Raw genomic sequence first — 26,262 nt, 5'->3', positions numbered from 1 at the left:
GGACCCCGCCACAGCGATGAGGTCCTGTTCTTGTTCTTTTTATCGGTTATGACTGCGTCGCCTTCAAGCCGAGCGAGCTTTCGTGGAACTTGATCGACGAATACTTTTCCATGGCAACCCGCAGTTGATACTCGCTTTCAAACAGCATCACCGGACGGCCATAACGGTCCGTAACCGTCTTGTTTTTCACGGCGTCGAGCGCGGCCTTGTCGCCTTCCAGCCAACGCGCAATCTGGTACGGCATTCTCGTCAGCATGATCTCGACTCCGTACTCGGCCTTCAGGCGGTATTCCAGCACCTCGAACTGCAGGACGCCGACCACGCCCAAAATCAACTCTTCCATCGGATAGGTGCGGAACAACTGCACTGTTCCTTCCTCTGTCAGCTGCATGATGCCTTTTTGGAACTGCTTGTGCTTCAACGCGTCTTTCACCATCACCTTGGAGAAAAACTCCGGCGAGAAGTGCGGCATTTCCTCGTATTCGAACTGCCGGCCGACACAGAGTGTGTCGCCAATCTGGAAAATGCCCGGATCGAACAAGCCGATGACGTCACCAGCATACGATTCCTCGACGATTTCGCGGTCCTGCGCCATGAACTGCACAGGCTGGGCCAGCTTGATGTCTTTGCCGAGACGCACGTGCTTCACGGTCATGCCCCGCTCGAACTTGCCGGAGCAAATGCGCAAAAAGGCGATACGGTCCCGGTGGGCCGGGTTCATGTTGGCCTGGATTTTGAAAATGAAGCCGGAAAACGGATTCGTGTACGGATCGATCAGGCCGATGTTGCTCTTTTTCGCAGAAGGCGCTGGCGCCATTTGCAGGAAGTTGTCCAGGAAGGTCTGCACGCCGAAGTTGTTGATGGCACTGCCGAAAAAGACAGGCGTGAGCTGCCCTTTTGCGATCAGCTCGGGATCGTATTCGTCCCCGGCGACGTCGAGCAGGGCGATTTCCTCCTGCAACTGCTGCCACAGCTCCTGACCGACGCGTTCGCCGATCATCGGATCATCTGCTCCCTCGACCGGGAAAAACGAGATTTCCTCGTGCTGCGTGTCGCTCTGGTACAGCTCGACGCGGGATTTCATCCGATCGTAGACACCGCTGAAGTAGCTGCCCATGCCGATCGGCCAGTTCATCGGGTACGAGCGGATGCCCAGCACGCGCTCGATTTCTTCCAACAGCTCAAACGGGTCCTTCCCGTGGCGGTCGAGCTTGTTGATGAAGGTAAAAATCGGAATGCCCCGCATCCGACAGACTTTGAACAGCTTGATCGTCTGCGCCTCCACCCCTTTTGCCACGTCGATAATCATGACGGCGGCATCGGCGGCGGTCAGCGTGCGGTACGTGTCTTCACTGAAGTCCTGGTGACCAGGAGTGTCCAAAATATTGATATGGTGCCCTTTGTATTCAAAGTCCATCGCACTGGACGTCACGGAGATTCCGCGCTTTTTCTCGATCTCCATCCAGTCGGATGTGGCATGCTTGGAGTTTTTCCGGCCTTTGACCATCCCTGCCTCACGAATGGCTCCGCCGTAGTAAAGCAGCTTTTCCGTCATCGTGGTTTTACCCGCATCCGGGTGGGAGATGATGGCAAAGGTGCGGCGTTTTGCTATCTCATTTTCCCATTGGGGATTGGTTTGACTCATCTTCATTCTCCTGTCATCGCAAATAAGGTGCCAGATTGTTTTCCTATTCGATTATACCGACAAATGCGTCCTGCATCCACCTAGTAATTTTTCTTGAAACCAGTATAATAGCAAGTAGTAAAAATTTTTTGACTGCATGACATACATCATCTAAGGCATAATGAAGCACAAACGCACAGGAGGGACTTCATGACAACCAATCTCGAAACACGCGCGGCCGATTTTCGGGCCTATGTGAAAAAAATGACCAGCTACAACCAGGCACTCGCCGTCCTGCACTGGGACAAAGCGACAAAAGCTCCACGCGAAGGCATGGACGCCCGTTCCGAGATCATCGGTGTGCTGGCCGGCGAGCAGTTCAAACTCGCAACGTCCAAGGAAATGGAAGCGTTTCTCGCCGAGCTGGGCGAACCGTCCGCCGTGGAAGCACTCGATGAAATCACTCGTCACAGCGTTCTCGAATGCAAAAAAGAGTTTGAACGAAACAAGAAAATTCCGGCTGACAGGTACCAGGAATACGTCATTCTCACCTCCCAGGCAGAAACCGTATGGGAAGAAGCGCGGGCGAACAACGACTTTTCCATGTTCCAGCCGTACCTGGAGAAAATCGTCAACTTCCAGCTTGAGTTTATTGAATATTGGGGACACGACGGCAAACACAAGTACAACACCTTGCTCGACCTGTACGAGCCTGGCATGACCGTCGATCAGCTCGACCCGATTTTTGCCACCTTGCGCGAAAAAACCGTCAAGCTGGTCAAAGCGATTGCCGATTCCCCGAACAAGCCGGACACGTCGTTTTTGCACAAAAACTTCCCGATTGCCGAGCAGGAAGCGTTCAGCCGCTACATCCTGGAGAAGATCGGCTACGACTTCAAAGCAGGCCGTATGGACAAGAGCGCGCATCCGTTCTGCACGACCTTCAATCCAGGAGATGTCCGCATCACAACCCGCTACGATGAAAATGATTTCAACTCCGCCTTGTTCAGTTGCATTCACGAGGCGGGCCACGCGATGTACGAGCAAAACATCAATCCGGAGTTGCTGTTCACCCCGCTGTGCGACGGCACCTCGATGGGCATTCACGAGTCGCAGTCCCGCTTCTGGGAAAACATGATCGGACGCAGCCTGCCGTTCTGGAACCACTTTTTCGCGGATTTGCAAAAGGCGTTCCCGGCGCAGTTTGCGGGCGTGACTGCCGAAGACCTGTACCGTGCCGTCAACTCCGTGACCCCGTCCTTCATCCGCACCGAAGCTGACGAGCTGACGTACAACCTGCACGTCATGATTCGCTACGAGATCGAAAAAGGGCTCATCAACCAGACGATCCAGGTGGCCGATCTGCCGCAAATCTGGAACGAAAAAATGAAGGAATATCTCGGCATCGAGCCGCCTACCGATGCGTTGGGCGTTCTCCAGGATGTTCACTGGTCCGGCGGCAGCTTCGGCTACTTCCCTACCTACTCGCTCGGAAACGTGTACGCTGCCCAGTTCGCCCATGTAATGAAAAAAGAGCTCGGCGGCTTCGAGGAGCTCGTGGCAAACGGCGATTTCGCGCCAATCCGCGCCTGGCTGAAAGAGAAGATTCATCAGTACGGCAAAATGAAAAGCCCTGGCGAACTCGTGCAAGCGATCACCGGAGAAGGCACCAACGCCACGTACCTGATGGATTATCTGGAGAAAAAGTATACCGACATCTACAAACTGTAACAGGTTGTACCCACAGCGTTCCCCGTCCGGGAGCGCTTTTTTCCTTTCTCACTTGAAATCGCTTCCTTTTTGTTCACGTTCCGGCCACCATTTCTTCACGCCTTCGTCACAGTTTCCCAGCAATAAACCGCGAAAACAGGAGTATGATGGAGATGTAAAACATTTCCACCAAGTGAGGGATAATCTTATGATTCAATCATTGTCACGCTGGTTGTGGGGCAAGGAAGAATACGAAGTCGTTCCGTTCGAGACGAAAAAATACGTCCGCAATGAAATGGAACAATTCATCATCAACGAGCCGGAGCAACTGCTGCCGTACGCTCAACTGTAATTTTCACGGCGAATCCGAACTTCTTTTACCGATACGCTGCCAGCCATTTGGCGGCTTTTTTTGCGTGTTTCTGTAAGCGTTCTCGCATGTGCTACAATGTGGAAAACAACTGTAGCGGAGGGAAAACGCATTGGTCGATTTTATGGAAAAATGGCTTTCTACCTATATCCGCCGCGATCTGGCGGTTTTGTTTTGCGGCATCAATCCTGGGCGCGTCTCGGCAACGGCAGGCTTCCACTACGCGAACCCGGCGAATCTGTTTTGGCGCGGTCTGTTCGAAGGCGGGCTTACACCCCGACAGCTGCGGCCTGAGGAAACGGCTCTGCTGCTGGAATACAATTACGGCATTACCGATCTCGTCTCTCGCCCGACCCGCTCGTCACAGGACCTGACTCGCGACGACTTCGCAACAGGGGCCGAACAGTTCGTCCAGATGGTCCAAACTTATCGCCCGCGCGTCATCTGCTTCAACGGCATTACCGCCTTTCGCCATGCCATCGGCCAGAAAAAAGCGGCTGTCTCTCTCGGCTTGCAGCCGGAAAAAGCGTTTGGCACCGCTGATTGGCCTGGCAGTTACCTGTTCGTGATCCCGTCCACCAGCGGGGCCAACGCGTCGTACACGCGCGCGGAAAGAATCGCCAAATTCGCCGAGCTCAGCGCTTTTTTGCGGGAAAAAAACTGGCACCCGCTGTCTTTGCCTCCCGGCTAACGTGAATTTGTGTCACCTCCGCTCTTCGCCAGGCGTACGATAATGGTACGCTCAACACGCAAGGGAGGCGCAACCCGGATGGACGACCTCATCCGCAAGATCGAGAAAAGTTATGGCTTGACTGTCATCCGGCACGAAAAGCTTCGCGAAACGCCCAAGTCGCTTGTCGTTTTTTTCGAAACCTCCATCGGCAGGTTCATCGGCAAAGTATCGTATTTGCCAAAAGAGCGCCATCATTTCATCCTGAACGCAGAAGCGTATCTGCGCAAAAAAGGCATCCTCATCCCCAACATTCAACGGACGAAAAGCAGCAAGCGATACATCATGTGGAAGGACAATCCGTTCGTCCTGCATCAGTGGCTGTCCTGGCGGAAAGTCGCCTACAGCTCGCCAGTGCGGCTGGCGCAGATCGGCGCTTTGCTCGGACAGTTCCACAAACGCTCGCTCGGCTTTACCTCCCGGCACGGCGAACTTTACAACGGCGCCAAAAAATGGACGGAGGAATACAAGGCAGACCTGACCAGCCTGGAAAAATGGGAGCTGCGGAACCGCGACAAAAAGCAGCCGAATTTCTCCGCCATCTTCGAGTACCTGCCCTATTTTCGCCAGGCAGCACAGACAGCGCACGAGCATCTCAAGTCGTCCGCCTATTTTGCCAAATGGAAAAAAGCGCCGCTCAAACGCCACTTCCTCTGCCACGGCGACTTCAACAACGGCAATTTGCTTACGCGCAACAAACAGATCGCGATCATCGACTGGGAAGATGTCCGCTACGACTTCCCTTCCAAAGACATCAGCCGCGTGCTTTCGCTTGCCATGCGCAAGCACGGAAGCTGGAACGAGCAGTTGTTTGTCTACCTGCTTCGAAGCTATTTGCAAGAAAACCCGCTGTCAGCCGACCAGCTCCATCTGCTGTTTGTCGATCTCGCCTTCCCGCATATTTTCGAACGCTTTTTGCGCATGAAGCAATACGAGCAAATGGATTTGGCGAACATCCAGCAATTTTGCAGACGCGAAGCATTAAAGACGGCATACATGCTCGACGAACTACAAGCCCTCGCGTAAAAGACAGAGGCTTTTGCCTGTCTGTAGCGAGGGCTTGTTGGCATATGGATGGAAAGTGGGCTTCGTGACCGCAAAACCGCTACGGCTGCGCCATTTTGACCAGGGCGCTCTGCTGGCGCACGTAGGCGATCAGCTCCACTGTCATTTCGTAGTAGTTGAATGGTGTAATCAGGTAAATCCCGTTGAAATAGCGAATGGCCTCATCGAGCAGCTCTTTTGCAATGGCAATCCCTTCCTGTCTGGCCGCTGGTCCCTGCACCCGTTTCATCCGCTCCAGCGCTTCCGCCGACAGCTTGATGCCCGGCACCTCGTTGTGCAAAAACTCGGCGTTGCGGGAACTGGTCAACGGCATGATGCCGATAAAGACAGGAATCCCGATATGCTTGGTCGCCTCGTACACCTGTCGGATCGATTCGACGTCGTACACGGGCTGCGTCATGATGTAATCGGCCCCGGCTTCGACTTTCTTTTCCAGCCGGGCGACGGCTGCCGCCAGATTGCGGACGTTCGGGTTGAAGGCTGCGCCGACGATAAACTGGGCTTTTTGCTTCAGCGGACGTCCCGAGAACGAAATGCCTTCATTCAATTGCTTCACCATGCGAATCAGATCAAACGAGGTGACGTCAAACACCGAGCTTGCCCCCGGCAAGTCGCCGAAGCGCGACGGATCGCCCGTAATGACGAGAATCTGGTCAATGCCGAGCGCGTGCAGTCCCATCAGGTGGGATTGCTGTCCGATCAGATTGCGGTCGCGGCAGGCGAGGTGCAGCAGCGGATCAATTCCGTGTCTGTTTTTCATCAGCGCACCAAGTGCCATGTTGCTCATCCGCACAGTCGCGAGCGAATTGTCTGCCAGCGTGATCGCATCTGCCCCCGCCTTGTGCAGCTCACAGCATCCTTCCAAAAACTGTTCGGCGTCGAGATCGCGCGGCGGGTCAAATTCGACGATGATCGTCGTGCCTGTTTTGACGCGGTCCACAATGCTCGGCTTTTCCCGCTCACGCAAGCTTTGCACGGAAATGTGCGGGCGCTCTCCCTGGGGAACGGGCGGATTCACGCGGGCTTTCGGCTTTTGCGCGGCGAGTGCGTCCGCCATCGCCTTTACGTGCGCAGGAGTCGTGCCGCAGCACCCCCCGATCAGGCGAACCCCTTGGTCCCTCAGGCGCAAGGCGCTTTCGGCAAAATATTCGGGAGACGACTTGAAGGCGTACTCCCCGTCCGTCATGCCCAGCCGCCCTGCGTTTGGAAACGCGGACAGCAGCGAATCGTCCGGGAAAATCGTACTTTCAAAAGAGCGCAAAATTTCAGCCGGGCCCAAACGACAGTTCAACCCGATAATGTCCGCCCCTGCTTTTTTCAACTGCGGAAAAGCGTCCGTCAGCGCGTAGCCGTCGCGCGTCCGTCCGACTTCCAACGTCGCAAGCTGGGCGATGATCGGCACTTCCGTCAACGGGCGAATGACCTCAATCGCAAGCAGCAGCTCCTCCAGATCGAGGAACGTCTCCAAAATGAGCGCGTCTACGCCTGCGTGCAACAGCGCGATTGCCTGTTCCTCGTACTGGTCGCGGTATTCATCCAGCACCTTTTTCTTGACCCGTCCAGCCAAAATCGAGCCGATGCTGCCCGCTACATACGCATCATTCTGTGCCGCCTCGCGGGCGATTGCCACGGCGAGACGGTTGATCCGCGCCACCTTGTGCTCCAGGCCGTAGCGGCTGAGCGCGTCGCGGTTTGCCGCAAACGTATTTGTCTCCAACAGACGCGCCCCCGCCTGATAGTACGACGCATGGACTTCATGCACCACGCGCGGGTTCGATAAACACAATTCTTCAAAGCTGACGCCAACCGGGGCACCCAGCGCATGAAGCTGGGTGGCCATGGCTCCGTCTCCGACCAGCAGATGATCTTGCAAGTATTCCCGTAGGTCTTTCTTGCTCGTCGTCAACTCAATCCCTTCTCTCTCATTTTCATTAGACGTTCTATGCTTCAAACACCGACGGACCCGCGTTGAAGTAACGCGCTTCCGGGTGGGCAAACACCATTGCGGATACAGAAGCTTCCGGCTCCATCATGAAGCCTTCTGTCAGCTGAACACCGATGTCTTCCGGCCGCAGCAGGCGGAACAGCTGCGCCTGATCCTCCAGGTTCGGGCAAGCCGGATAGCCGAACGACACGCGAATGCCTTGGTAGCGGGCACCGAAGCGCTCCAGCATGGTCATTTCCGCCGGGTCCGGAATCCCCCAAGCGTCGCGCATCATGTGGTGAATCCGCTCTGCGAACGCCTCAGCCAGCTCCAGAGCCAGCGCCTGCAGGACGTGCGAGCGCAAGTAGTCGCCGCGATCTTTCAGTTCCGTCGACCGCTCTCGGATGCCGCCCCCTGTCGTCACGGTCAAAAAGCCGACGTAATCCATTTCCTTGCTCTCGACCGGACGCAAGAAATCGGACAGACACAAATGCGGATCTTCCGGCTGACGCGGGAACGAGAATCGTTCCAGCACCTTGCTGTGATCGGCTGGATCGTAGACGAGAATGTCGTTGCCGTCCGCTTGTGCCGGAAAAAACTGGTACATACCGTGTGCGGTAATCGTCCCGTGCTGCTTTGCTTCATTTAACAGCTCCTCGACGATACCGTACAGCTCCAGCACTTTTTCGTCGCCCGCTTCGAGCAGCTTTTCGACATTGCCGCGCACGCCCAGATGCTTGCCGAGCAGCATGCGCAGGTTCAAGTACGGCTGCAAGTGGCTGATCGGATATTGGCGCAGCACATGGCGGTCGCAATCCGGCGGCAGGTGGATCGGAACGGTTCTGCTGATGGCAGAGCGCGCCGGGAGCGGCGCTTTTTTCTCCTGCACGACAGGCTGTGCGGCCGAAGCCGCTTCCGCCAAATCCTGCTGTTCTGCAATCAGCCGCGCACGCTCCTCCGGGTTTTGCAGACGGTTGACGAGATCGAGGCCGTCCATCGCGTCTTTGGCGTACAGCACAATTCCGCGGTATTCCGGGGCGATCCGGTTGGAGGTAAACTTGCGGGTCAACGCTGCTCCCCCGACCATCAGCGGCACGTCAATGCCCGCAGCCCGCAAGTCCTGTGCGGTAATGACCATCTGCTGGGCCGACTTCACCAGCAGCCCGGACAGGCCGATTGCATCCGGCTTCTCTTCCCGGCAGGCAGCAATCAACTGCTCGGGCGGCACCTTGATGCCCAGGTTCACGACTTCGTAGCCGTTGTTGGCCAAAATGATCTCCACGAGATTTTTTCCGATGTCGTGCACGTCGCCTTTGACGGTCGCCAGCAACACTTTGCCTTTGGATGCCGAATCGCTTTTTTCCATGAACGGCTCCAAAAACGAGACGGACGCTTTCATGACTTCCGCACTTTGCAGCACTTCCGCAACGATCAACTGGTTTCCGTTGAACAGGCGGCCAACCTCTTCCATCCCGGCCATCAGCGGTCCGTTGATGATCTCAAGCGGCGTGTACTTTTCCAGAGCCAGCTTCAAATCGTCCACCAGGCCGTCCTTCGAGCCTTCCACCACATAGCGGGCCAGCCGCTCTTCCAGCGTCAGCGTGGAAGCTTCCACGCGCACTTCTTTTTTCTTCTGGCGGTAAAACTCGGTGAAGGCTGCAAGCGTCTCGTCATTGGTTTCAAACAGCAGCGCTTCCGCCAGCTTTCGCTCCTCCTCCGGAATGGAAGCGTAACGCTCCAGCTTCTCCGTATTGACGATGGCAAAATCAAGCCCGGCGAGCGTCGTATGGTACAAAAACACCGCGTTCAGCACTTCCCGTCCCGCTGGCGGCAAGCCGAAAGAAACGTTGCTGATGCCAAGGATCGTCTTGCACTCCGGCATTGCTTCTTTAATAAGGCGAATCCCTTCCACCGTCTCCCGCGCGGAGCCGATATATTGTTCATCTCCGGTCCCTACCGGGAAGACGAGCGGGTCAAAAATAATATCCTGCGGCGGGATGCCGTACTGGTTGACCAAAATGTCGTACGAGCGCTTCGCAACTTCCAGCTTTTTCTCGCGGGTCAGCGCCATCCCGGCTTCCTCGATCGTCCCGACGACGACAGCCGCGCCGTACTTGCGGATCAGCGGGGCCACTTCCTCAAAACGCGCCAGTCCGTCCTCCAGGTTGATCGAGTTCAAAATCGCTTTTCCCTGGGAATAACGCAGGCCCAGCTCCATCACTTTCGCATCTGTCGAGTCGATCATGAGCGGCGCCTTGACTTTTTTCACGACGAATTGCAAAAACTTTTCCATGTCCGCGTATTCGTCGCGATCCGGGTCGGCCAGGCAGATGTCGATGATCTGCGCCCCGCGCTTCACCTGCGCGCGCGCAATATCGGAGGCTTCTTCGTATTGCCCTGCCGCGATCAGGTCGCGGAATTTTTTCGAGCCGATGACGTTTGTGCGCTCTCCGACCAGAAGCGGGCGATTGTCGTCCTCGACGTAGACCACATCAATCCCGGAGATGGCACTGACAGGCTGCACGGTAGCCTGCCGCGGCTTGCAGTCTTTGAGCGCTTCGGCCATGGCCCGGATATGTTCGGGTGTCGTTCCGCAGCAGCCGCCCGCCACGTTCAGCCAGCCCTGCTCTGCAAACGCGCGCATTTTCGCAGCAAGCCCCTGCGGCGTCTCGTGGTAATGTCCGTTTTCATCCGGAAGCCCGGCGTTGGGATAACAGCTTACGCCGCATTGTGCCAAGCCGGACAAGGTGCGCAGATGGTCGCGCATGAATTCCGGCCCCGTCGCACAGTTCAAACCGATTGTCACAGGCTTAAGGTGCGCAAGCGAGACGTAGAACGCTTCGATGTTTTGCCCCGCCAAGGTCGTGCCCATCGGCTCGATGGTTCCGGACAGCATCACCGGCAGCTCGACCTCAAGCTCATCAAACGCCTTGCGAATGCCGATGCCGCCTGCCTTGACGTTCAGCGTATCCTGCGATGTCTCCAGCAAAAGGACGTCCACTCCGCCGATAATCAGCCCTTTTGCCTGGCGGTAGTAAGCCTCGACCAGTTCCTCGAAGGTGACGCCGCCTGTCAGCGCGAGCGTTTTCGTCGTCGGCCCCATCGACCCCGCCACGTAGCGCGGCCATTCTGCTGTGGTGTATGCATCGACTGCTTCCCTCGCCAAGCGGGCAGCAGCGATATTCACTTCCATGTCTTTTTCCGCCACGTCGTACTCGGCCAGCACGACCGTGGTCGCCCCGAACGTGTTCGTCTCCACGATGTCCGCCCCGGCCTCCAAATATTTTTCATGGATAGAGCGAATCAGATCGGGTCTGGTCAAGTTCAGCAGCTCGTTGCAGCCATCGTAGGCTTCGCCGCCAAAATCATCAGCGGTCAGGTTCGCCTGCTGCAGCATGGTGCCCATCGCACCGTCCAGTATCAGAATTTTCCGGGAAAGCTGTTCACGAAAAGTGGGTTTCATTGACGTGCTCCTTTTCTCCCTTGCATCGGTTTATTCTCAGCCGTTTTTTTTTTGCAACAAAAAATCCTCTTCCTTGAAAGAAGAGGATTTGTCCGCGAATACACTTGCGCCTGAACCATCCTCTCATCTTTCAAAGCCGCAGCTTTGCTGGAATTGGCACCGGATTTTAACCGGTTGCCGAGGCTTCATCAGGCCAGTCCCTCCGCCTCTCTTGATAAGAGTTGTACCATGCTATTCATTTTTGCCACTCAGCTTTGAGGTTTGAAAGTATCTTAACACCGCAAAAACTCTTCGTCAATTGAGAATTTGTCTATTCTTTTCGCACTTCCCACTCTTCACGCGCCCATTTTTGCTCCTACCGGGCATTCGCCCACGCCATTCTGTGCGTTCGTGTATAGACTGTAGCATAACGGAAAGGAGGGGGAACAAACGTGAGTACATCTTACTGCGGAAATAGCATTTTTGGAGACAGTTTCGCACTGGTGCTCGTACTGTTTATCCTGCTGGTCATTGTCGGGTGCTCGTGTGACGACTGCTAATCATTCGAATGAGAGGACAGAAAGAGGCTATCCCCTGCCTTGCTTGCGGCTTGCAGGGATGGCCTCTTTTTCATGTGTTCTTCCAGCGTTCATTGTCAGGGCGAAACGCTTTTGCTATCATGAGGCTTACCCACACCGATGAAAGGAACGATTGACAATGGACGCTCTGTTCGCGCGTGAAAAGGACGAATTTCTGTCCTGTATAGAGACGGTAAAAGAGCTGGAAAGCTCCGACTTTGAAACCTACTCCATCGTTAAGCATACGGAAACAGGGGAACATTATTTGCGCTACTTTTTGTCTCACATCAACCTGTCAGAAGGGGGCCGCAGGGACGACTACGATCATTTCCTGCCGCTTGACTCCGATGACGTTCTGGCGCTGATGTTCGGCGAGCAGCCGTACCATTTCCCGGACAACTGGCGCTCTCCCTATCTGCGCAGCGGCAACGACAACCGGCTCATCCCGTTTGATCCATCGGAAAACTACGATCTGGAGAAGGAAGCGGCTGCCGAGCTGGCGATGGTGGAACGGCTGGAGCTTTACAAGCAGCAGTGGATGAACGCCGAAAACTTGAGTGCGGAAGAAAAGGAAGAGCTGACGAGACAATATTTCGCCGAGCTCGACAAGATTTTGAAAAAAGCCGAAGAGTAAGTTGCATCCTGCCACCCAAAACGGCTATAATGCTAGAGAAACAAGCAAATCGTTGATGAGGAAAGTACTCCTGGAATGAGGCTTTAGCGAGTCGGGGACGGTGGAAGCCCGATGCCAAACCATGCGAGGAAGCGCCCCTCGGAGATGCGGCCTGAACATCCGGCGAAGCAATTGATGCCCGGATTGCGTAGGGTTTTGCCGGGTCTGCCCGTTACAGCAGCACAAAGCGGTTTTTGCCTGACGTACGCATGCAGGCGAAAACAACAAGAGTGGCACCGCGGGAGCACAACCTCTCGTCTCTTCTATCCAGGAGACGTGGAGGTTTTTTTATTTTCTTTTGCGTCCCTTATGCTTTTTTTTCATTTTGAAAGGAGAATGACAATGAGCTACAAGCACCAAGTGGCGGAAAAAATCGCCGCTGCCCTCACCTCTCTCGGTGTGGACACCTTTCCAGCAGAAACGGTTTACGGCATGCTGGAAACGCCGCCAAACCCTGCAATGGGAGACATCGCCTTCCCTTGCTTCCAACTGGCGAAAGCGCTCCGCAAAGCGCCGCCGATGATCGCCACAGAGCTTGCCGAAAAAATCGCGGGAGCGCCTCTGCGCTCTGTGCAAGCAGTCGGCCCTTACGTCAACCTGTTTCTCGACCAGGAAAAGGTGGCGGCACAAGTAATCGGAACGATCCTTGAACAAGGCAGCGCCTACGGCAGCAGCCAGGTTGGACAAGGCCGCAAAGTGCCGATTGACCTGTCCTCGCCGAACATCGCCAAGCCGTTTTCCATGGGCCATCTGCGCTCTACCGTAATCGGCAACGCGATTGCGAACATCATGGAAAAACGCGGCTACCAGCCTGTGCGCATCAATCATCTGGGCGACTGGGGCACGCAGTTCGGCAAACTGATCGTCGCCTACCGCTTGTGGGGAGACGAGGAAAAAGTAAAAGCCGAGCCGATCAAGGAGCTGCTCAACCTGTACGTGCGCTTCCACGAAGAGGCGGAAAAAGACCCGTCGCTGGAAGAACAAGGCCGCGAATGGTTCAAAAAGCTGGAGGACGGCGACGCAGAAGCACAGCATCTGTGGAAATGGTTCCGTGACGAATCGCTCAAGGAGTTCATGAAAATTTACGAGCTGATGAACGTCTCCTTCGACTCCACACACGGCGAAGCTTTCTACAACGACAAGATGGATCGCGTCGTCACCCTGCTGGAAGAAAAAGGACTGCTGACCGAATCGGACGGCGCGCTGGTCGTCAACCTCGACGAGTACAACATGCCGCCGTGCCTGATTAAAAAATCGGACGGTGCGACGCTGTACGCGACGCGCGATCTGGCTGCCGCCCTGTACCGCCACGAGACGTACGACTTCGCCAAAGCGCTCTACGTCGTCGGAAACGAGCAGCGCCTGCACTTCCAGCAACTGTATAAAGTTCTGGAAAAAATGGGCTATCCTTGGTCCGCTGACATGCACCACATTCCGTTCGGCATGATGCTCAAGGACGGCAAGAAAATGTCCACCCGCAAAGGAAAAGTCGTTTTGCTGGAGGAAGTATTGGCACAGGCGATTGCCGACGTGCAAAAAGTGATCGAGGAAAAGAACCCGACGCTCGCGAACAAGGAAGAAGTTGCCCGCCAGGTTGGGGTCGGCGCTGTCATTTTCCACGACCTGAAAAACTACCGCCTGAACGACATCAACTTTTCCTGGGAAGAAATGCTCACCTTCGAGGGCGAAACCGGACCGTACGTGCAGTACACCCACGCCCGCGCCTGCTCGCTTCTGCGCAAGGGAGGCTACCAGCCGCAAACGGTAGCGAGCCTCGTACCAGGCGCCTTGGACAGCAAGGAAGCATGGGCGGTCATTACCTTGCTGAACGCCTTCCCTGAGGTCATCGAACGGGCCAGCGACAACTTCGACCCTTCGCAAATCGGCAAGTACGTCATCGACCTCGCGCAGTCGTTCAACAAGTTCTACGCCAACGTCCGCATTCTCGCCGAAGAAGAAGACGTGAAAGCGTCCCGCCTCCAGCTCGTGGCAGCTGTGGTGGCCGTGCTGAAAGAAGGCCTGCGCCTGCTCGGACTGGCTGCGCCAGAGGAAATGTAAAAACTCAAAAGCCGGAAAGCCTGCCTTGTCAAAGGCGGCTCCGGCTTTTTTGCTTTCCCAAGTTCGGAATGGCCCTTCGCCGGGACTTTCCCTTTTTTTACCAAAAAACTTACGATGGCAGCGTCATGTTTTCATAAATGACGGACAGACCCATTCCGCCTGCCATGCAGAGCGTTACCATGCCGTACTTGACGCGGCTTCGTATCATTTCGTTCATCAGGGTGACGGTCAGCTTCGCACCTGTGGCCCCTACCGGATGTCCAAGCGCGATTGCGCCGCCGTTGACATTCACCTTCGCCGGGTCCAGCTCCAGTCCTTTTATGACAGCCAAGGCTTGTGCGGCAAACGCTTCGTTCAACTCGATCAGCCCGATGTCGTCGAGCGTAAGCCCAGCCTTCTGCAACGCTTTTTGTGTGGCAGGTACGGGGCCAATCCCCATGATCCCCGGCTCGACTCCCGCGCTGGCAAACGCCTTGATTTTGACCAACGGGGTCAGGCCCGCTTCCTCAGCTTTTTCGCGGGACATCATCAGTACAGCGGCTGCACCGTCATTCATCGGACAGGCGTTGCCTGCCGTGATTGTCCCGTCCTGTTGGAAGACGCTTTTCAGCTTCGCCAGGTCTTCAAGGTTAATGTCGTGCCGGACAGACTCGTCCTGGTCAAAGACACGCGTTCCTTTGCGCTCCTGAATGGTAATCGGCACGATCTCGCCAGCGAACTTGCCTGCGGCAATGGCGGCGGCTGCCTTTTTGTGGCTCTCGTAGGCGAAGCGGTCCTGTTCCTCGCGGGAGATGCCGTACTGTACGGCGAGCCGCTCAGCCGTATTGCCCATATGCTCGCCTTCCAACGAACAGATCAAGCCGTCAGACAGAAGCGCATCTTCCATCGTCAGGTTGCCGAATTTGCTGCCCCAGCGATTTTTCACCAGGTACGGCACGTTGCTCATGCTCTCCACGCCGCCTGCGATCACCACGTCCTCCTGCCCGGCCATAATCGCCAAAGCACCGCTGCTAATCGCTTTCAGGCCTGAGCCGCACGCCTTGATGATGATGTGTCCGTACACATGGCGGGGAAATCCGGCCAACTGCGAACTGATGCGTGCTGCATTCAGCCCCCCTCCGTGCACGTAACCGTTTCCAAAAATCACTTCTCCCACTTCCTGCTTCGGAAAAGCGGCCTTTTCCATCAAGCCCAACAGCACCTGCCGTCCCAGCTCTGTTGCCGGCACGTCTCGCAAGCTTTTGCCGAATGCGCCGACTGCACTGCGCACGCCGGCGACAATGACTACTTCTCTCATCGTTACACTCCCTTTTCATTTGCCGCGTTACAGGACCCGGTTAAAATTCGCGCGTCCACACTTCCTGCGGATAGACGTCTGTTTTTTCTGACAAAAATACCTTCTGCAACGACTGCGACTCTTCCTGCTTCGATTTTTATCTGTCTGCTTTTTTCGACATCAACGGTGCTTCCATAACCGTCTGTTGCGGGAAAAGAGAAATCGGCGAGAAAAAAGGAGCGCTGTCACTCTAGCGCTCCTTCTCCGTACTTGTATGATTGCCTTACTCCTCGACCTTTTTTGGCGCCTTGCCAAACCAGGTCTTCGCCACCAGCTCCACCACTTGCTTCGGCAGCGATTGCGGCGGCTGCACTTCTTGCCCTGACGCGTCGACGCTGCGATACAACAGCGCTGTGTCGTCTGCCGGATCTGACTTCGTTTGCAAGGTCAACTCACCGATTTGCCCGGCATTGGTCCATTCCTCGATCATAAGCTGGTACTCGCCCGGTGCAAGCTCAATGTAGTCGTCCTCTGTCACATCAATGACAGCGTAGCCGTCGTGCTCGATTGTGGCATCGTATATGTTCCCGTTGGCTGCTTCGTAGAGAGCCAGCTCTTCCGGGTTGTTCAAATTCTCTTTCAGCGAAGCAAAATCGTGAATCGTCACTTTGACCCGTTTTGCCATCGGTACCCCTCCCTTGTTGACAACATCCTTACACACTGTACCACAATCTGGTCAAGCCTGCCAATTGGTCGCCAGATGACGAACGTGCCTGATTTCGTCGCGATGCCCTCCGCCTGACTCTCGCGCTGTTTCCAGCACAATCGGCAAGCCTTGAAGCTGCGGCGTGTGCAACAGCTCATAAAAAGCCTCGTTCCCGATCATCCCTTGTCCGATGCGCGCATGCCGGTCCCGAAACGATCCAGTCGGGTAAACCGAATCATTCAGATGCACAGCGGACAAATATGGCAAATAGTCCAGTTCCTCCATGCGCTGTATGACCGCGCTCCAGTTTTTTCCGTCCCACAGCCCGCTGGCAAACGCGTGGCACGTATCGAAACAAAAACCGACCTTCTGCGGCTCGGCAAGCAGCTGCCGGACCTGCGCCAGCTCCTCCAGCGTCGTACCCATCCGGCTGCCCTGCCCCGCGTTGTTTTCGATCAGCAGCTTGGCCTGTCCACTCCAGCCGTCCAGGATTTGATTCGCCAGTTGAATCATCCGCCTGTAGCCGGCAAGCACATCCGTTCCTTTGTACTGCCCGAAGTGGACGACTACGCCTAGCGCTCCACACGCCTCGGCAATTTCCAGATCGTTGCGAACCGACTGCACAGTCACCTCTGCCAGCTCGTCGTCCTCTGCGCACAGATTGACCGGATAGGCCGTATGGGCAATCGACAGCAAGTCATGTTCCTGGCAAAAAGCGCGGCAAGCCGCCGCATCAGCCGGATCAAACTGCTTGACCCCCAGGCTGCGCGGGTTTTTCGGGAAAAACTGGTACGACGCTGCTCCTTGCCGCAGGGCGGTTCGCGCCGCCTCCGCATAGCCGTGGCGGATGCTGACGTGACACCCGATTTTCATGCGTTCCTCGCCCCCTCGCTCGCTTTTCCCATTTTGCCCCTGACCGCTCATCCTCAATCGTCGTGCGAAAACTTTACCGCTAACCGATGCAGAGGGGCTGACGCTGAGGCTGGAAGACGCGCTGTCATAGTCGGTGTCCACGGGGGAAGCTCCCGCATCATTCGGAAGTCCGGCTCTGTCTGTGCTGGCGGGCGCAAAAAAGCTGCCCGGTGTACGGACAGCTTGTCTGTTCACAAGTGAACTTACGATTTGACGATCAAAAGCGGTGTTTTGGTGCGGTGGATCATTTTGAAGGTAACACTGCCGAGCAGCGTGCCTGCGATGCCGCCGAGCCCGTGGTGTCCGAGCACGATCAGGCCAGTTTGTTCCTCCTGGGCGGTCTGGCGAATCACGGTCGCCGGATCGCCGATTACAACCTTGCTTTCATATGGGATTTGCGCCGCTTCCAGCACTTCTTCGCAAGTGCGGATGGTTTCTTTTCCCCAGTTCTCCAGTGTCGCTGTATTTTCCCAGCCTACGCCGTACACGCCGGCATAAGCGGCAGGTGGTGTCACGACGCTTAGAAGCAGGTAGGAAACACCCGGAATGCCCTCGCTCAAAGCAATCGCCTTTTGTGCAGCGTTTTTTGCCTGCTCGGAGCCGTCCACGGCAATCAGCACTTTTTGCCATGGGAAGCGGCTGGCATCGGTCTCTTCGGAAATGAGGAACACCGGGAGCTGTGCATCGTGAATCGTCGGGTAGCTGACGCTTTGCAAAAGAAATCCGGTGATCCGGCCGTATCCGTGTGTCCCCATGACAATCGCGGCATACTCCCCTTTTGTCGCGTGCTTCGCAATCACTTCATGCGGCTCTCCGAACTCGATTTCCAGTTCGTAAGGAACTTCCGCCTCTTCGACAATCGTGAGAAACTTTTTCAAGTCTTCTCGCGCTTCATCCAATTGGAAATCTTCCACGCTTTTTTGTCCGAGCTTGCGGACGACGTTGCGGGATGGAAAAGGAGGAATGGCATGAAGCAGTGTCAGCTCATGCTTATCTTTGGCGTACGCTAGTGCAAAGCGAACCGCCTGAACAGACTGTGCAGAAAAATCTACTGGTACCAGAATACGGGACATAAGAACACGTCCTTCCTTCTTTCATCGTCGCAAAAAGTCGATTTCTGAAACTTTTTGCCTAATTTTATTGTAGACTTGGCACGCTGGTGATGTATGTAGGGGAATTCCCTGATCTTGGCATCGAAAAAACCCTTAAGCTTCTTTATTCCATTACTCCTGTAATAAAAATGGTAGGTTCCGCGCCCAGATCAATATCGCAAATCTCGTGGTCGTCTGCGATCCGCCGCTTCGACTGCTGCTCCCGCCGGATGATTCGCACGACCGGGCGGGCTGGCAGGCCGCGGTTTTGATCGATGACGACTCCGACCTCGCCTGTGCTCAGCCTGAGCGACGTGCCGATCGGGTACAGCGCAATCGAGCGCAGGAAGTGGATGACCATTTTATGGTCGAAGCGTTTTTCCGCAAAGCCCATAATCCGCTCGCATGCCTCGTAGGGAGGCAGCGTCTCCTCTTCCTCGGAAAACGGCGAGATCAGATTGTCGTAAAAATTGCAGATCGCCACGATTTTGGCGAACTCATGAATCTCGTCGCCGCCCAGTCCGCGTGGGATTCCGGTTCCGTTGACCCATTCGTGGTGCTGGAGCGGCACGTGTGCTGACACGATGCTCATCTCGTGCTTTTTGCGCAGGATGTCAAACCCTTTCCAAGTGTGATGATTCTTCATGCTGTTTTTCTTGTACTCCGGCGCTTCCTTGTCCGCCGACAGCTTGCCGATGTCGTGCAAAAGCGCTCCGATTGCCAGCTCTTTCAGCTGTGTGGTGCTATAGCCAAGCCCGACGCCCATGACCGTCGCCATCATGCAGACGTTGAGCGAATGGATGTACAGGGCATTGTCCGCGGTGCGAATTTCCCCCAGATTGAGCAGCACCTTGCGATTGCGCAACGTTTCTTCGACGATGCTTCCCACAGACTTTTGAATGCCGCGAACATCGAACTCCTTGCCGGACTGGACGCACGAAATGGCGCCTGACAGATTGCGAATGGCATCTTTTCGTGTCGTCTCCGTCACGACCTCCTGTTCCTTCACTTCGTCGAAAAAAGGGTCTTTGATACTGAGCATCGTCACCCCAAAGCGCCGCAGTTTGTTTATCATGCCGACGGTCAGCTGCACGCCTCTCTGCAAAAGCGTCAAGCCCTCGCTCGTATAAATGCTGCGAGCCAGCACATCCCCAGGCTCAACTTGCTCTACGCTAACGTATCTCATGAGGCCAATCCTCCTGATTCCTTCTCCCCCTGATGCTTTTCCCTATCTTCGCATGAGAAAAACATGTTTTGCAGTGGTTATGATGAACGATCCGGCAAAAAAAGGACTTTTGCAGCCAAAATTCCCTGCGGATCACCCTTGCCATCCCCCGCCGCTGTTCCACGGGAGCCATCGGTTTGCTTGCCTTTTCGATCCAGCAAGAAAAGCCCACCATCAAACAATCCGGGCATTTGCATGCACAAATTGTTTGATGGTGGGCGAATGACCAGGCATCCATCGTTATTCCTCTTCTTTTTTCATGATGCTGTACTCGTCGCGCACCATGGAGACGTCATCGCCTTGCTGGGTCAGCTCCAGCTTGTACAAAATGTCGGAAAGCACCGAGGCGACGATCAAGGTCAGATCGCCCGTATTGACGGGCTGGCGAAAATAGTGCCCGATCATCTCGTATCCTTTTCGCTTGAAAGATTCGGTGTCGTCCTCGTCCAAGGCATCGCACAATTCTGCGATCAAATCGTTCAAGGCGATCCGCGCTCGCTCGTAAACGTCAGGCTGATCGGTTGAAACAGCATCTGCTTCCTTTTTCTGGCCCAATTTGTCTCTCCCCCTTCCCCTATAGGGTGGAGCAGGAACAAATTTTTATGCAGAATCCGGATGACGGGCTGCCCGCGTCTGCGAAGCCCGAATGCCCGTCAACGCCTGGAGCAGCACGCGATCGTAATGCGCTTCTGCGTCAGGCTTGCGGCGATCCAGCAGCGTACCGAGCACAGCGCCAAGAAATCCCAGCGGAATCGAGATCAAGCCGGGATTGGTCAACGGAAAAATCGGTTCAGCCAAAATGAATCCGGTCTGTGGATTCATCACGGTCGGTCCGGCCACGACGAGCACGACAGAGGCGATCAGCCCTGTCAATACGCCGCAAATTGCCCCGCGCACCGTAAAGCGGCGCCAGTAAAGCGTGAACAACAAGAGCGGCAAATTGGCCGAGGCGGCGATGGCAAAGGTCAGTCCGACGAGTATGGCGACGTTCATTTTTTCCGCGCCGATTGCCAGCCAGATCGAAGCGAAGCCGACGGCAACCGACGAGCATTTGGCCATCGCCACCTGCTCTTTTTCCGAAGCCAGCCCGCGCCGGATCAGATGGCTGTAGACGTCGTGGGCAAAAGCGGACGAGGCGGACAGCACCAGCCCGGTCACAACGGCCAAAATCGTGGCAAAGGCAACAGCGGCGATGTAAGCCATCAAAAATTCACCGCCGAGCGCATCCGCGAGCAGCGTCACCGTCAGATTGCCGCCGAAGCCGACATTTTTCAGCGCCTCATACCCGACAAACGCGCTCGCGCCAAAGCCGAGAAAAATCGTCAGCAAATAAAACGCGCCAATCACCCACGTCGCCGTGTAGATCGAGGAACGGGTCGTTACCGCATCCTTGACCGTAAACAGGCGGGAGATAATATGCGGCAGCCCGGCGGTTCCAAGAATCAGGGCGAGATGCAGCGAGATCGTCTCCAGCGGATCATTCAGCTGGTTGCCCGGATGCAAAAATTGCTCCTGCAACGGCGTAATCGTGCTGACGCGGGAAAACATCTCCGACAGACTCCAGCCAAATCGGGAAAAGACGATCAGACTGAGGATCAGCGTCCCTGTCAACAGCAAAATCGCCTTCACGATCTGCACCCACGAGGTCGCAACCATCCCGCCGAAGACGACGTAAAACGTCATCAGGCTGCCGACAATCATCACCGCCGTATCGTAGTGGACGCCGAGCAAGTAGTGAATGAGCGCCCCCGCCCCGACGAGCTGCGCGATCATGTAAAAAATCGTAATCAGCAGCGTCGTACAGGCGACCACTCCGCGCAGCCACAAACAGTCAAAGCGTACGGCAATCGCATCGGCGAGCGTGTAGCGCCCCAGATTGTGCAAGGGCTCCGCGATCAGAAACAAAATAATGAGATAGGAGACAAAAAAACCGATGGAGTACACGAAGCCGTCAAAGCCGTACATGGCAATGGTCCCGGCGATGCCGAGAAACGAAGCTGCGCTCATGTAGTCGCCGGCAATCGCGATGCCGTTTTGCAAGCCTGTCAGGCGGTTGCCGGCCGCGTAAAAATCTCTGGTCGTTCCCGTCTGTTTGGCAGCCGAATACGTAATCGCCATCGTTCCGATTATGACAGCCAGAAAGAAAATGATTGTCGTCACGGACCTGCTCTCCTTTCCCCGCGCCATAAGAAAAAGCCCAGGGAATCACCCTGAGCTTTTGCCTGGCAGGAGCTTCCTTGCGTATTTGCTTCTACGCCGACTCCTTTATTCCTGTGTTCGCCCGCACCAAAATTTCATCGTACTTCGCATCATTGCGCGAACTGGACAGAAGCGTACCAATCCAGGCGGCCAAAAACCCGAGCGGGATGGAGACGATTCCCGGATTCGGCAGCGGGAACAGCGCCTCTCCGACCAGAATCGCTTTTCCGGCGACCGGATTCCAGACATTCGGGCTTAAAGCCACGAGAATCAGCGAGCTGAACAGTCCAACCAGCATGCCGCTGATTGCCCCTGTCGTGTTAAACCTTCTCCAGAAAATGGTGAACAAAATAACGGGCAGGTTGGCACTGGCCGCAACAGCGAAGGCAAGCGAGACGAGAAACGCCACGTTCAGCTTCTGCGCAAACAGCGCGAGCACGATGGACACAACCGAAACGCCGATGGAAGCCCATTTTGCCATCTTCATTTGCTCTTTTTCCGTCGCTTTGCCCTGGCGGATGACATGTCCGTAAAAGTCGTGCGCAAACGCCGAGGCTGCGGTCAGCACCAGTCCGGCCACGACGGCGAGAATCGTCGCGAAGGCAACGGCGGACACGAATGCAAAGAGGAAGTTGCCGCCGAGTGACTGTGCGAGCAGCGGAGCGCCCATGTTTCCGGCCGCATCCATGTTTTCCGCTCCCACAAACGCCGCTGCGCCAAAGCCAAGGAAGATCGTCATGATGTAGAAGAGACCGATAATCCAGGTGGCGTAGACGACAGACTTGCGGGCCGTCGTCGCGTCTTTTACCGTAAAGAAGCGAATCAGAATGTGCGGCAGTCCGGCAGTGCCCAGCACCAGTGCCAGGTTGAGCGAGATCGTGTCCAGCCCGACCTTGAACTTGTTGCCCGGATTGAGGAACTGCTCCCCGAGCGGTGTCGCCGTTTTCATCTTTTCAAACATCGTCAGCAGATTGAAGTCAAACTTGGCAAAGACCATCAGCGAGATGACGAACGTGCCGACCATGAGCAGCACGGCTTTGACAATTTGCACCCACGAGGTTGCCGTCATGCCGCCAAACACGACGTAGACCGTCATCAGCGCCCCTACAATCAAAACAGAGGTCGTGTACTCCAGCCCGAGCAGCAGCTTAATCAACGCCCCCGCCCCGACGAGCTGGGCGATCATGTAAAAAATCGAAATGGCGATGGAGTTCAGCGCGGCCACACCACGTACCTGCTTATTGTCAAAACGCGCAGCGATCATGTCCGCCATCGTGTACTTGCCGAGGTTGCGCAACGGCTCCGCTACCAGATACAGCACGACAAGATAGGCGACGAGAAAGCCAATGCTGTAAAAAAAGCCGTCAAACCCGCTCAACGCAATCATTCCGGCGATCCCAAGGAACGAAGCCGCAGACATGTAGTCGCCGGCAATCGCAAGCCCGTTTTGCCACCCGGTCAGCCCGCCGCCCGCCGTGTAAAACTCGCTTGTCGTATTCGTCCGCTTGGAAGCGTAATACGTTATCACCAGCGTAAGCAGGACGATTCCCAGAAAAAGGAGAAATGCCGTTACATTCATTCGCCTCTGCCCCCTGTCTCTTGCTTGATTTTTTCCACCAGCTCGTCAAAGCGCGCGGCCTTCTTCGTGTACAAAATACAGAGGCCCCAGGTCATGATGAATTGGGCAAAGGCGAACACCCACGCCCACGAAATCGCGCCAATCGCCGGCTGATTGAGCACGGTGAAATAGGAGGTCAAGATCGGCAAAGTAAAGTAGAACACAAAGAAAAAAATGGAAGATGGCAGGATGAATGCCCGTTTGCTGCGCAACAATTCCTTGAAGGTGTCTGACTGGATGATCGCTGTGTAATCACTGCTATCCTGCTTCTGACCCTGTGCTTTTCGCACCGAAAGCGGCTTGCTCATCGGAATCTCCCCCTCTTCAAACAAAAATGTAAGCGCTTCCTATATTGTAAGGAATCCGTTTTTGTTCGTGTGGCTTTTCGCGCAAGATGTCTGGGGGCGTGCGTCAACGGCTGATTTTGCATCGCGATCTGCAACAGGCTCATTCTTCGAGGCGTCTCAGCAAATCTTTGGCGGATGTACGGGACACTGGAATGCGCGTCTTCGCTTCGCCTTTCAGCAACAGGTTGTAGGCGCCGTTGAACCACGGTTCCAGTTCGCTTACATAGTGCAGATTGACCAGGTAGCTTTTGTGCGTGCGAAAAAAATCGTAGCCGGCGAGCTTGTCCATCAGCTGTGTCAGCGTCATCCGCGTGGAATACGCATCGGTCTGGGTAATGATGCGAACGAGCCGTTCTTCGCGCACCGCGTAGACAATCGTAGCCGGGTCGATCACCACCAGCCTGCTGTTGTCCTCCACAATCAGCTTGGAGCGCCTGGTGACAGCAGGCTCCGGCTTCGGCTTGCCCAGCCGCTCGCGGATGCGCTGCATCGTCTCCACCAGCCGCTTTGGCTCCGTCGGCTTCAGCAAATAATCGACAGCGTTCAGCTTGAAGGCATCTACGGCGAACGTCTCATACGCCGTACAAAAAACGATGAGCGGCTGCGGCTTGCGGGCGGCCAGCATTCTCGCAGCCTGCGCTCCTTCCATTTCCGGCATTTTCATATCGAGAAAAACGACGTCCGGCTCATGCTCGTCGACCATTTCCAGCAGTTCCCGGCCGTTGGTCGCGTAGGGAAGCAGCTCGACATCCCCCTCCTGCTGCAGCAAATAGCTCAGCTCTTCCCGTGCAAGTCGTTCGTCTTCTGCAATCATGATGCGAATCGGCATCAGGCACTCACCTCTTTTTTGATGGGAATGGCAAATGTAATCGAACTGCCGCCTTCCGGTCTGTTGGCAAAATGCAGTTGGGCATCCGGGCCTTGCAGGCTGATGAGCCGCTGGTTGACGTTGTGAACGCCGATCCCGTTTCCGTCCTTGCGCTCCATCGGGACTTTCCCCAAAAGCGGAAGCAGCTCTTCCGGAAACCCTCGGCCGTTGTCCTCAATCGTAAAAACGATGGAAGCGCCTTGCCGCTTTATGTGCAGACGGATTTCCCCGCCTGCTCCCATGTCGCGCAGGCCGTGGTGAATACAGTTTTCAATTAGCGGCTGCAAAGTACCGGGGGGCATGAGCGCGTCTTCCACCCCGGGATCGACAGACATATGGACGGCAAACTGCTCGGCAAACCGGATGCGGATAATCTCCAAATAGGCGTGCAGGTGCTCCAGCTCCTGGCCAACCGTGACCAGCGTACTCGACGTAAGCTTCAGGTTGAAGCGCATAAACACCCCCAGCTGGATCGTCATGTGGCGGGCGAGTTGCGGGTCGATCCGGATCAAGGTCACGATTGAATTGAGCGTATTGAACAAAAAATGCGGGTGAATTTGCGCTTGCAGCATCCGCAATTCCGCGTCCTTCATCAGCCCTTTCATCTGTTCGGCGAGCGAGAGCGTCAACTGGTTGGAGATGAGGTTGCCCAGCCCTTTTGCCAGTGCCTCCTGGACTTTCCCGATTTGCTGGGGACGGCGAAAATATAGCTTGATTAAGCCGACGACGCTGTCTCCTTCCTTGATCGGGACGAGAATGGCGGCTTGCAGCTGGCATTGCTTGCGCTTGCAGCCGAGCACCTCCCTGCCCACGCCCTTGTCGATGGAGCCGCTGGCCAGCACACGCTGCTCCAGGTCGCTCTGAATCCTTTCTCCGGGGAAGTGGTGGTCGGCTCCTGCTCCGACGTGGGCGAGCAAACGCTCCCGGTCCGTCACAGCGACCGCAATCGCTTTTGCCTCGCGCTGCAACACGAGTGCCGCCGCCTGCGCCGTCTGCGGCGTCAGCCCCATCTTCAGCTGCGGCAAGATGCGCTCGGCAATCGTAAACGCACGCTCCGACTCCAGCGCAGCAGAGCGTTCCTCTTCCTGCAGGGCGACGCGAATCATCGTTGTAAAAATGGCAATCGAGATGCTGTTGGTCAGCACCATCGGGATGCCGATCACATTGACCATCGTGCGAACCAGCTCCGGCGGTCCTGACATAATCAGCACAAACGACATCTGGATCACAGGAGCGAACATGCCGATAAACAGTGCCTTGGAGGGGGAAATTACCCGCTCCTGCGAAAAAAAACGCGCCACATAGCCAGCCAGAAGCCCTGTGAGCGGAACAGACAAGCCCATGGGAACGGCAGCAAAGCCGCCCAGATGATACAAGTGCAAACCGGCAATAATCCCCGCTCCGAGCCCGACCATCGGACCGCCCAACAGCCCCCCGATCACGACGCCGACCAGCGTGGAATTCGCCACGATCTCCTCTCCTGCAAGCGGAAAAATCCAAAAGCTCGGGATGTATCCGTCTTCGCGCACCGTCACGCCCGCATACGTGCCCGCGATGCCAAACAGGCCAAACATCATGGAAAAGGCGATGGAAGTTCCAAGGTGCAGCTCCCTGTCCAAAAGCTGCCGGAACAGCGGTATCCGCGTCAGAATAAACGCAAGTGTCAAGAGAATGCCCATCCGTTCGATGAGCAGCAGCGTGAGATTGTCCACGGCTTCCTCCTGCTTGTGTTGAAATCTTCTATAAATTCCGCATTTTACCCTCATTTCCCTGCCGGACAGACAATCTGGCTGGGCGTTTTGCATACGCTGAGTGTGCAAAACTCATCGGAAGGGGGAGGGAAAAG

At 55.7% G+C, this 26,262-nt stretch carries 22 protein-coding genes, 1 riboswitch and 1 other annotated feature; of the genes, 7 read left to right on the top strand and 15 right to left on the bottom strand.

The features are described 5' to 3' along the window. Nucleotides 1–46: 46 nt before the first annotated feature. Entirely contained in the window at nucleotides 47–1,645 is a 1,599-nt protein-coding gene (locus EDM57_RS06840) for a peptide chain release factor 3 (protein WP_122904015.1), read from the bottom strand. Between the two features lie 189 nt (nucleotides 1,646–1,834). On the opposite strand from EDM57_RS06840, the gene EDM57_RS06835 reads away from it, so the two are divergent. From EDM57_RS06835 to EDM57_RS06825, 4 genes are all read left to right on the top strand, one after another. Next, a complete protein-coding gene (locus tag EDM57_RS06835; protein ID WP_122904014.1) occupies nucleotides 1,835–3,355 on the top strand; it encodes a carboxypeptidase M32 in 1,521 nt (506 codons plus the stop codon). A 187-nt stretch (nucleotides 3,356–3,542) separates the two neighbouring features. Further along, the gene (locus tag EDM57_RS23235) at nucleotides 3,543–3,686 is read left to right on the top strand and encodes a hypothetical protein (RefSeq protein ID WP_170163407.1); all 144 of its coding nucleotides are present in this window, start codon (nucleotides 3,543–3,545) and stop codon (nucleotides 3,684–3,686) included. Nucleotides 3,687–3,816: 130 nt separating this feature from the next. Further along, entirely contained in the window at nucleotides 3,817–4,395 is a 579-nt protein-coding gene (locus EDM57_RS06830; RefSeq protein ID WP_122904013.1) for a mismatch-specific DNA-glycosylase, read from the top strand. A 78-nt stretch (nucleotides 4,396–4,473) separates the two neighbouring features. Next, nucleotides 4,474–5,460 carry a CotS family spore coat protein gene (locus EDM57_RS06825; protein WP_122904012.1) on the top strand — a complete coding sequence of 329 codons (987 nt, stop codon included), beginning with the start codon at nucleotides 4,474–4,476 and terminating at the stop codon, nucleotides 5,458–5,460. Nucleotides 5,461–5,539: 79 nt separating this feature from the next. On the opposite strand, the gene EDM57_RS06820 is transcribed toward EDM57_RS06825, so the two are convergent. Together EDM57_RS06820 and metH are read right to left on the bottom strand one after the other, a co-directional pair. Then, a complete protein-coding gene (locus tag EDM57_RS06820; protein ID WP_122904011.1) occupies nucleotides 5,540–7,405 on the bottom strand; it encodes a bifunctional homocysteine S-methyltransferase/methylenetetrahydrofolate reductase in 1,866 nt (621 codons plus the stop codon). 34 nt (nucleotides 7,406–7,439) lie between these two features. Beyond that, nucleotides 7,440–10,886 (bottom strand): methionine synthase, encoded by a 3,447-nt coding sequence (metH, locus tag EDM57_RS06815; RefSeq protein WP_122904010.1) that lies wholly within the window; start codon nucleotides 10,884–10,886, stop codon nucleotides 7,440–7,442. A gap of 120 nt (nucleotides 10,887–11,006) precedes the next feature. Further along, nucleotides 11,007–11,107: riboswitch (SAM riboswitch) on the bottom strand. A 210-nt stretch (nucleotides 11,108–11,317) separates the two neighbouring features. On the opposite strand from metH, the gene EDM57_RS06810 reads away from it, so the two are divergent. The 3 genes from EDM57_RS06810 (at nucleotide 11,318) to argS (ending at nucleotide 14,174) form a co-directional block, all read left to right on the top strand. Further along, entirely contained in the window at nucleotides 11,318–11,425 is a 108-nt protein-coding gene (locus EDM57_RS06810) for a YjcZ family sporulation protein (RefSeq protein WP_122904009.1), read from the top strand. A 157-nt stretch (nucleotides 11,426–11,582) separates the two neighbouring features. Next, complete coding sequence (locus EDM57_RS06805) at nucleotides 11,583–12,077, top strand: hypothetical protein (protein ID WP_122904008.1); 495 nt, start codon at nucleotides 11,583–11,585, stop codon at nucleotides 12,075–12,077. A gap of 43 nt (nucleotides 12,078–12,120) precedes the next feature. Further along, nucleotides 12,121–12,381, top strand: a binding site (T-box leader). A 77-nt stretch (nucleotides 12,382–12,458) separates the two neighbouring features. Continuing rightward, complete coding sequence (gene argS / locus EDM57_RS06800; protein ID WP_122904007.1) at nucleotides 12,459–14,174, top strand: arginine--tRNA ligase; 1,716 nt, start codon at nucleotides 12,459–12,461, stop codon at nucleotides 14,172–14,174. Between the two features lie 109 nt (nucleotides 14,175–14,283). Here the strand turns inward: argS and EDM57_RS06795 are convergent, their stop codons facing one another. The 12 genes from EDM57_RS06795 to EDM57_RS06745 form a co-directional block, all read right to left on the bottom strand. After that, entirely contained in the window at nucleotides 14,284–15,471 is a 1,188-nt protein-coding gene (locus EDM57_RS06795) for a thiolase family protein (RefSeq protein ID WP_122904006.1), read from the bottom strand. 262 nt (nucleotides 15,472–15,733) lie between these two features. Further along, nucleotides 15,734–16,135: a hypothetical protein gene (locus tag EDM57_RS06790; RefSeq protein ID WP_122904005.1), complete on the bottom strand. Its 402-nt coding sequence runs from the start codon at nucleotides 16,133–16,135 to the stop codon at nucleotides 15,734–15,736. A 51-nt stretch (nucleotides 16,136–16,186) separates the two neighbouring features. Next, entirely contained in the window at nucleotides 16,187–17,029 is an 843-nt protein-coding gene (locus EDM57_RS06785; protein WP_122904004.1) for a deoxyribonuclease IV, read from the bottom strand. A 242-nt stretch (nucleotides 17,030–17,271) separates the two neighbouring features. Continuing rightward, nucleotides 17,272–18,141, bottom strand: a complete 870-nt coding sequence (locus EDM57_RS06780; RefSeq protein ID WP_122904003.1) for a universal stress protein — start codon at nucleotides 18,139–18,141, stop codon at nucleotides 17,272–17,274. Nucleotides 18,142–18,283: 142 nt separating this feature from the next. Beyond that, nucleotides 18,284–19,345: an HD-GYP domain-containing protein gene (locus EDM57_RS06775; protein WP_122904002.1), complete on the bottom strand. Its 1,062-nt coding sequence runs from the start codon at nucleotides 19,343–19,345 to the stop codon at nucleotides 18,284–18,286. Between the two features lie 77 nt (nucleotides 19,346–19,422). Continuing rightward, complete coding sequence (locus EDM57_RS23890) at nucleotides 19,423–19,545, bottom strand: hypothetical protein (RefSeq protein ID WP_281274225.1); 123 nt, start codon at nucleotides 19,543–19,545, stop codon at nucleotides 19,423–19,425. 79 nt (nucleotides 19,546–19,624) lie between these two features. Then, nucleotides 19,625–19,939 (bottom strand): hypothetical protein, encoded by a 315-nt coding sequence (locus tag EDM57_RS06770; RefSeq protein ID WP_122904001.1) that lies wholly within the window; start codon nucleotides 19,937–19,939, stop codon nucleotides 19,625–19,627. A gap of 45 nt (nucleotides 19,940–19,984) precedes the next feature. Beyond that, on the bottom strand, nucleotides 19,985–21,571 hold the full coding sequence (locus EDM57_RS06765) for a solute symporter family protein (RefSeq protein WP_425455778.1): 1,587 nt from the start codon (nucleotides 21,569–21,571) through the stop codon (nucleotides 19,985–19,987). A gap of 64 nt (nucleotides 21,572–21,635) precedes the next feature. After that, nucleotides 21,636–23,162: a solute symporter family protein gene (locus tag EDM57_RS06760; RefSeq protein ID WP_122903999.1), complete on the bottom strand. Its 1,527-nt coding sequence runs from the start codon at nucleotides 23,160–23,162 to the stop codon at nucleotides 21,636–21,638. Further along, nucleotides 23,159–23,509: a DUF485 domain-containing protein gene (locus tag EDM57_RS06755; protein WP_122904326.1), complete on the bottom strand. Its 351-nt coding sequence runs from the start codon at nucleotides 23,507–23,509 to the stop codon at nucleotides 23,159–23,161. Before EDM57_RS06755 ends, EDM57_RS06760 begins: the two co-directional genes overlap by 4 nt. Nucleotides 23,510–23,648: 139 nt before the next feature. Further along, complete coding sequence (locus EDM57_RS06750) at nucleotides 23,649–24,377, bottom strand: LytR/AlgR family response regulator transcription factor (RefSeq protein ID WP_122903998.1); 729 nt, start codon at nucleotides 24,375–24,377, stop codon at nucleotides 23,649–23,651. Then, complete coding sequence (locus EDM57_RS06745) at nucleotides 24,377–26,128, bottom strand: LytS/YhcK type 5TM receptor domain-containing protein (protein ID WP_122903997.1); 1,752 nt, start codon at nucleotides 26,126–26,128, stop codon at nucleotides 24,377–24,379. Before EDM57_RS06745 ends, EDM57_RS06750 begins: the two co-directional genes overlap by 1 nt. Between the last annotated feature and the right edge of the window lie 134 nt (nucleotides 26,129–26,262).

The organism is Brevibacillus gelatini, assembly GCF_003710935.1.
Lineage (GTDB): Bacteria > Bacillota > Bacilli > Brevibacillales > Brevibacillaceae > Brevibacillus > Brevibacillus gelatini.
The sequence above is the reverse complement of the archived record's forward strand: the minus strand, read 5'-3'. Positions and strand labels throughout refer to the sequence as shown.

Coding starts and splice junctions, on each gene's coding strand:
- EDM57_RS06775 (WP_122904002.1), bottom strand. CDS start 19,345: ATGAGATACGTTAGCGTAGAGCAAGTTGAGCCTGGGGATGTGCTGGCT.
- EDM57_RS06760 (WP_122903999.1), bottom strand. CDS start 23,162: ATGAATGTAACGGCATTTCTCCTTTTTCTGGGAATCGTCCTGCTTACG.
- EDM57_RS06805 (WP_122904008.1), top strand. CDS start 11,583: ATGGACGCTCTGTTCGCGCGTGAAAAGGACGAATTTCTGTCCTGTATA.
- EDM57_RS06840 (WP_122904015.1), bottom strand. CDS start 1,645: ATGAGTCAAACCAATCCCCAATGGGAAAATGAGATAGCAAAACGCCGC.
- metH (WP_122904010.1), bottom strand. CDS start 10,886: ATGAAACCCACTTTTCGTGAACAGCTTTCCCGGAAAATTCTGATACTG.
- argS (WP_122904007.1), top strand. CDS start 12,459: ATGAGCTACAAGCACCAAGTGGCGGAAAAAATCGCCGCTGCCCTCACC.
- EDM57_RS06765 (WP_425455778.1), bottom strand. CDS start 21,571: ATGGCGCGGGGAAAGGAGAGCAGGTCCGTGACGACAATCATTTTCTTT.
- EDM57_RS23235 (WP_170163407.1), top strand. CDS start 3,543: ATGATTCAATCATTGTCACGCTGGTTGTGGGGCAAGGAAGAATACGAA.
- EDM57_RS06785 (WP_122904004.1), bottom strand. CDS start 17,029: ATGAAAATCGGGTGTCACGTCAGCATCCGCCACGGCTATGCGGAGGCG.
- EDM57_RS06780 (WP_122904003.1), bottom strand. CDS start 18,141: ATGTCCCGTATTCTGGTACCAGTAGATTTTTCTGCACAGTCTGTTCAG.
- EDM57_RS06755 (WP_122904326.1), bottom strand. CDS start 23,509: ATGAGCAAGCCGCTTTCGGTGCGAAAAGCACAGGGTCAGAAGCAGGAT.
- EDM57_RS06795 (WP_122904006.1), bottom strand. CDS start 15,471: ATGAGAGAAGTAGTCATTGTCGCCGGCGTGCGCAGTGCAGTCGGCGCA.
- EDM57_RS06750 (WP_122903998.1), bottom strand. CDS start 24,377: ATGCCGATTCGCATCATGATTGCAGAAGACGAACGACTTGCACGGGAA.
- EDM57_RS06825 (WP_122904012.1), top strand. CDS start 4,474: ATGGACGACCTCATCCGCAAGATCGAGAAAAGTTATGGCTTGACTGTC.
- EDM57_RS06835 (WP_122904014.1), top strand. CDS start 1,835: ATGACAACCAATCTCGAAACACGCGCGGCCGATTTTCGGGCCTATGTG.
- EDM57_RS06790 (WP_122904005.1), bottom strand. CDS start 16,135: ATGGCAAAACGGGTCAAAGTGACGATTCACGATTTTGCTTCGCTGAAA.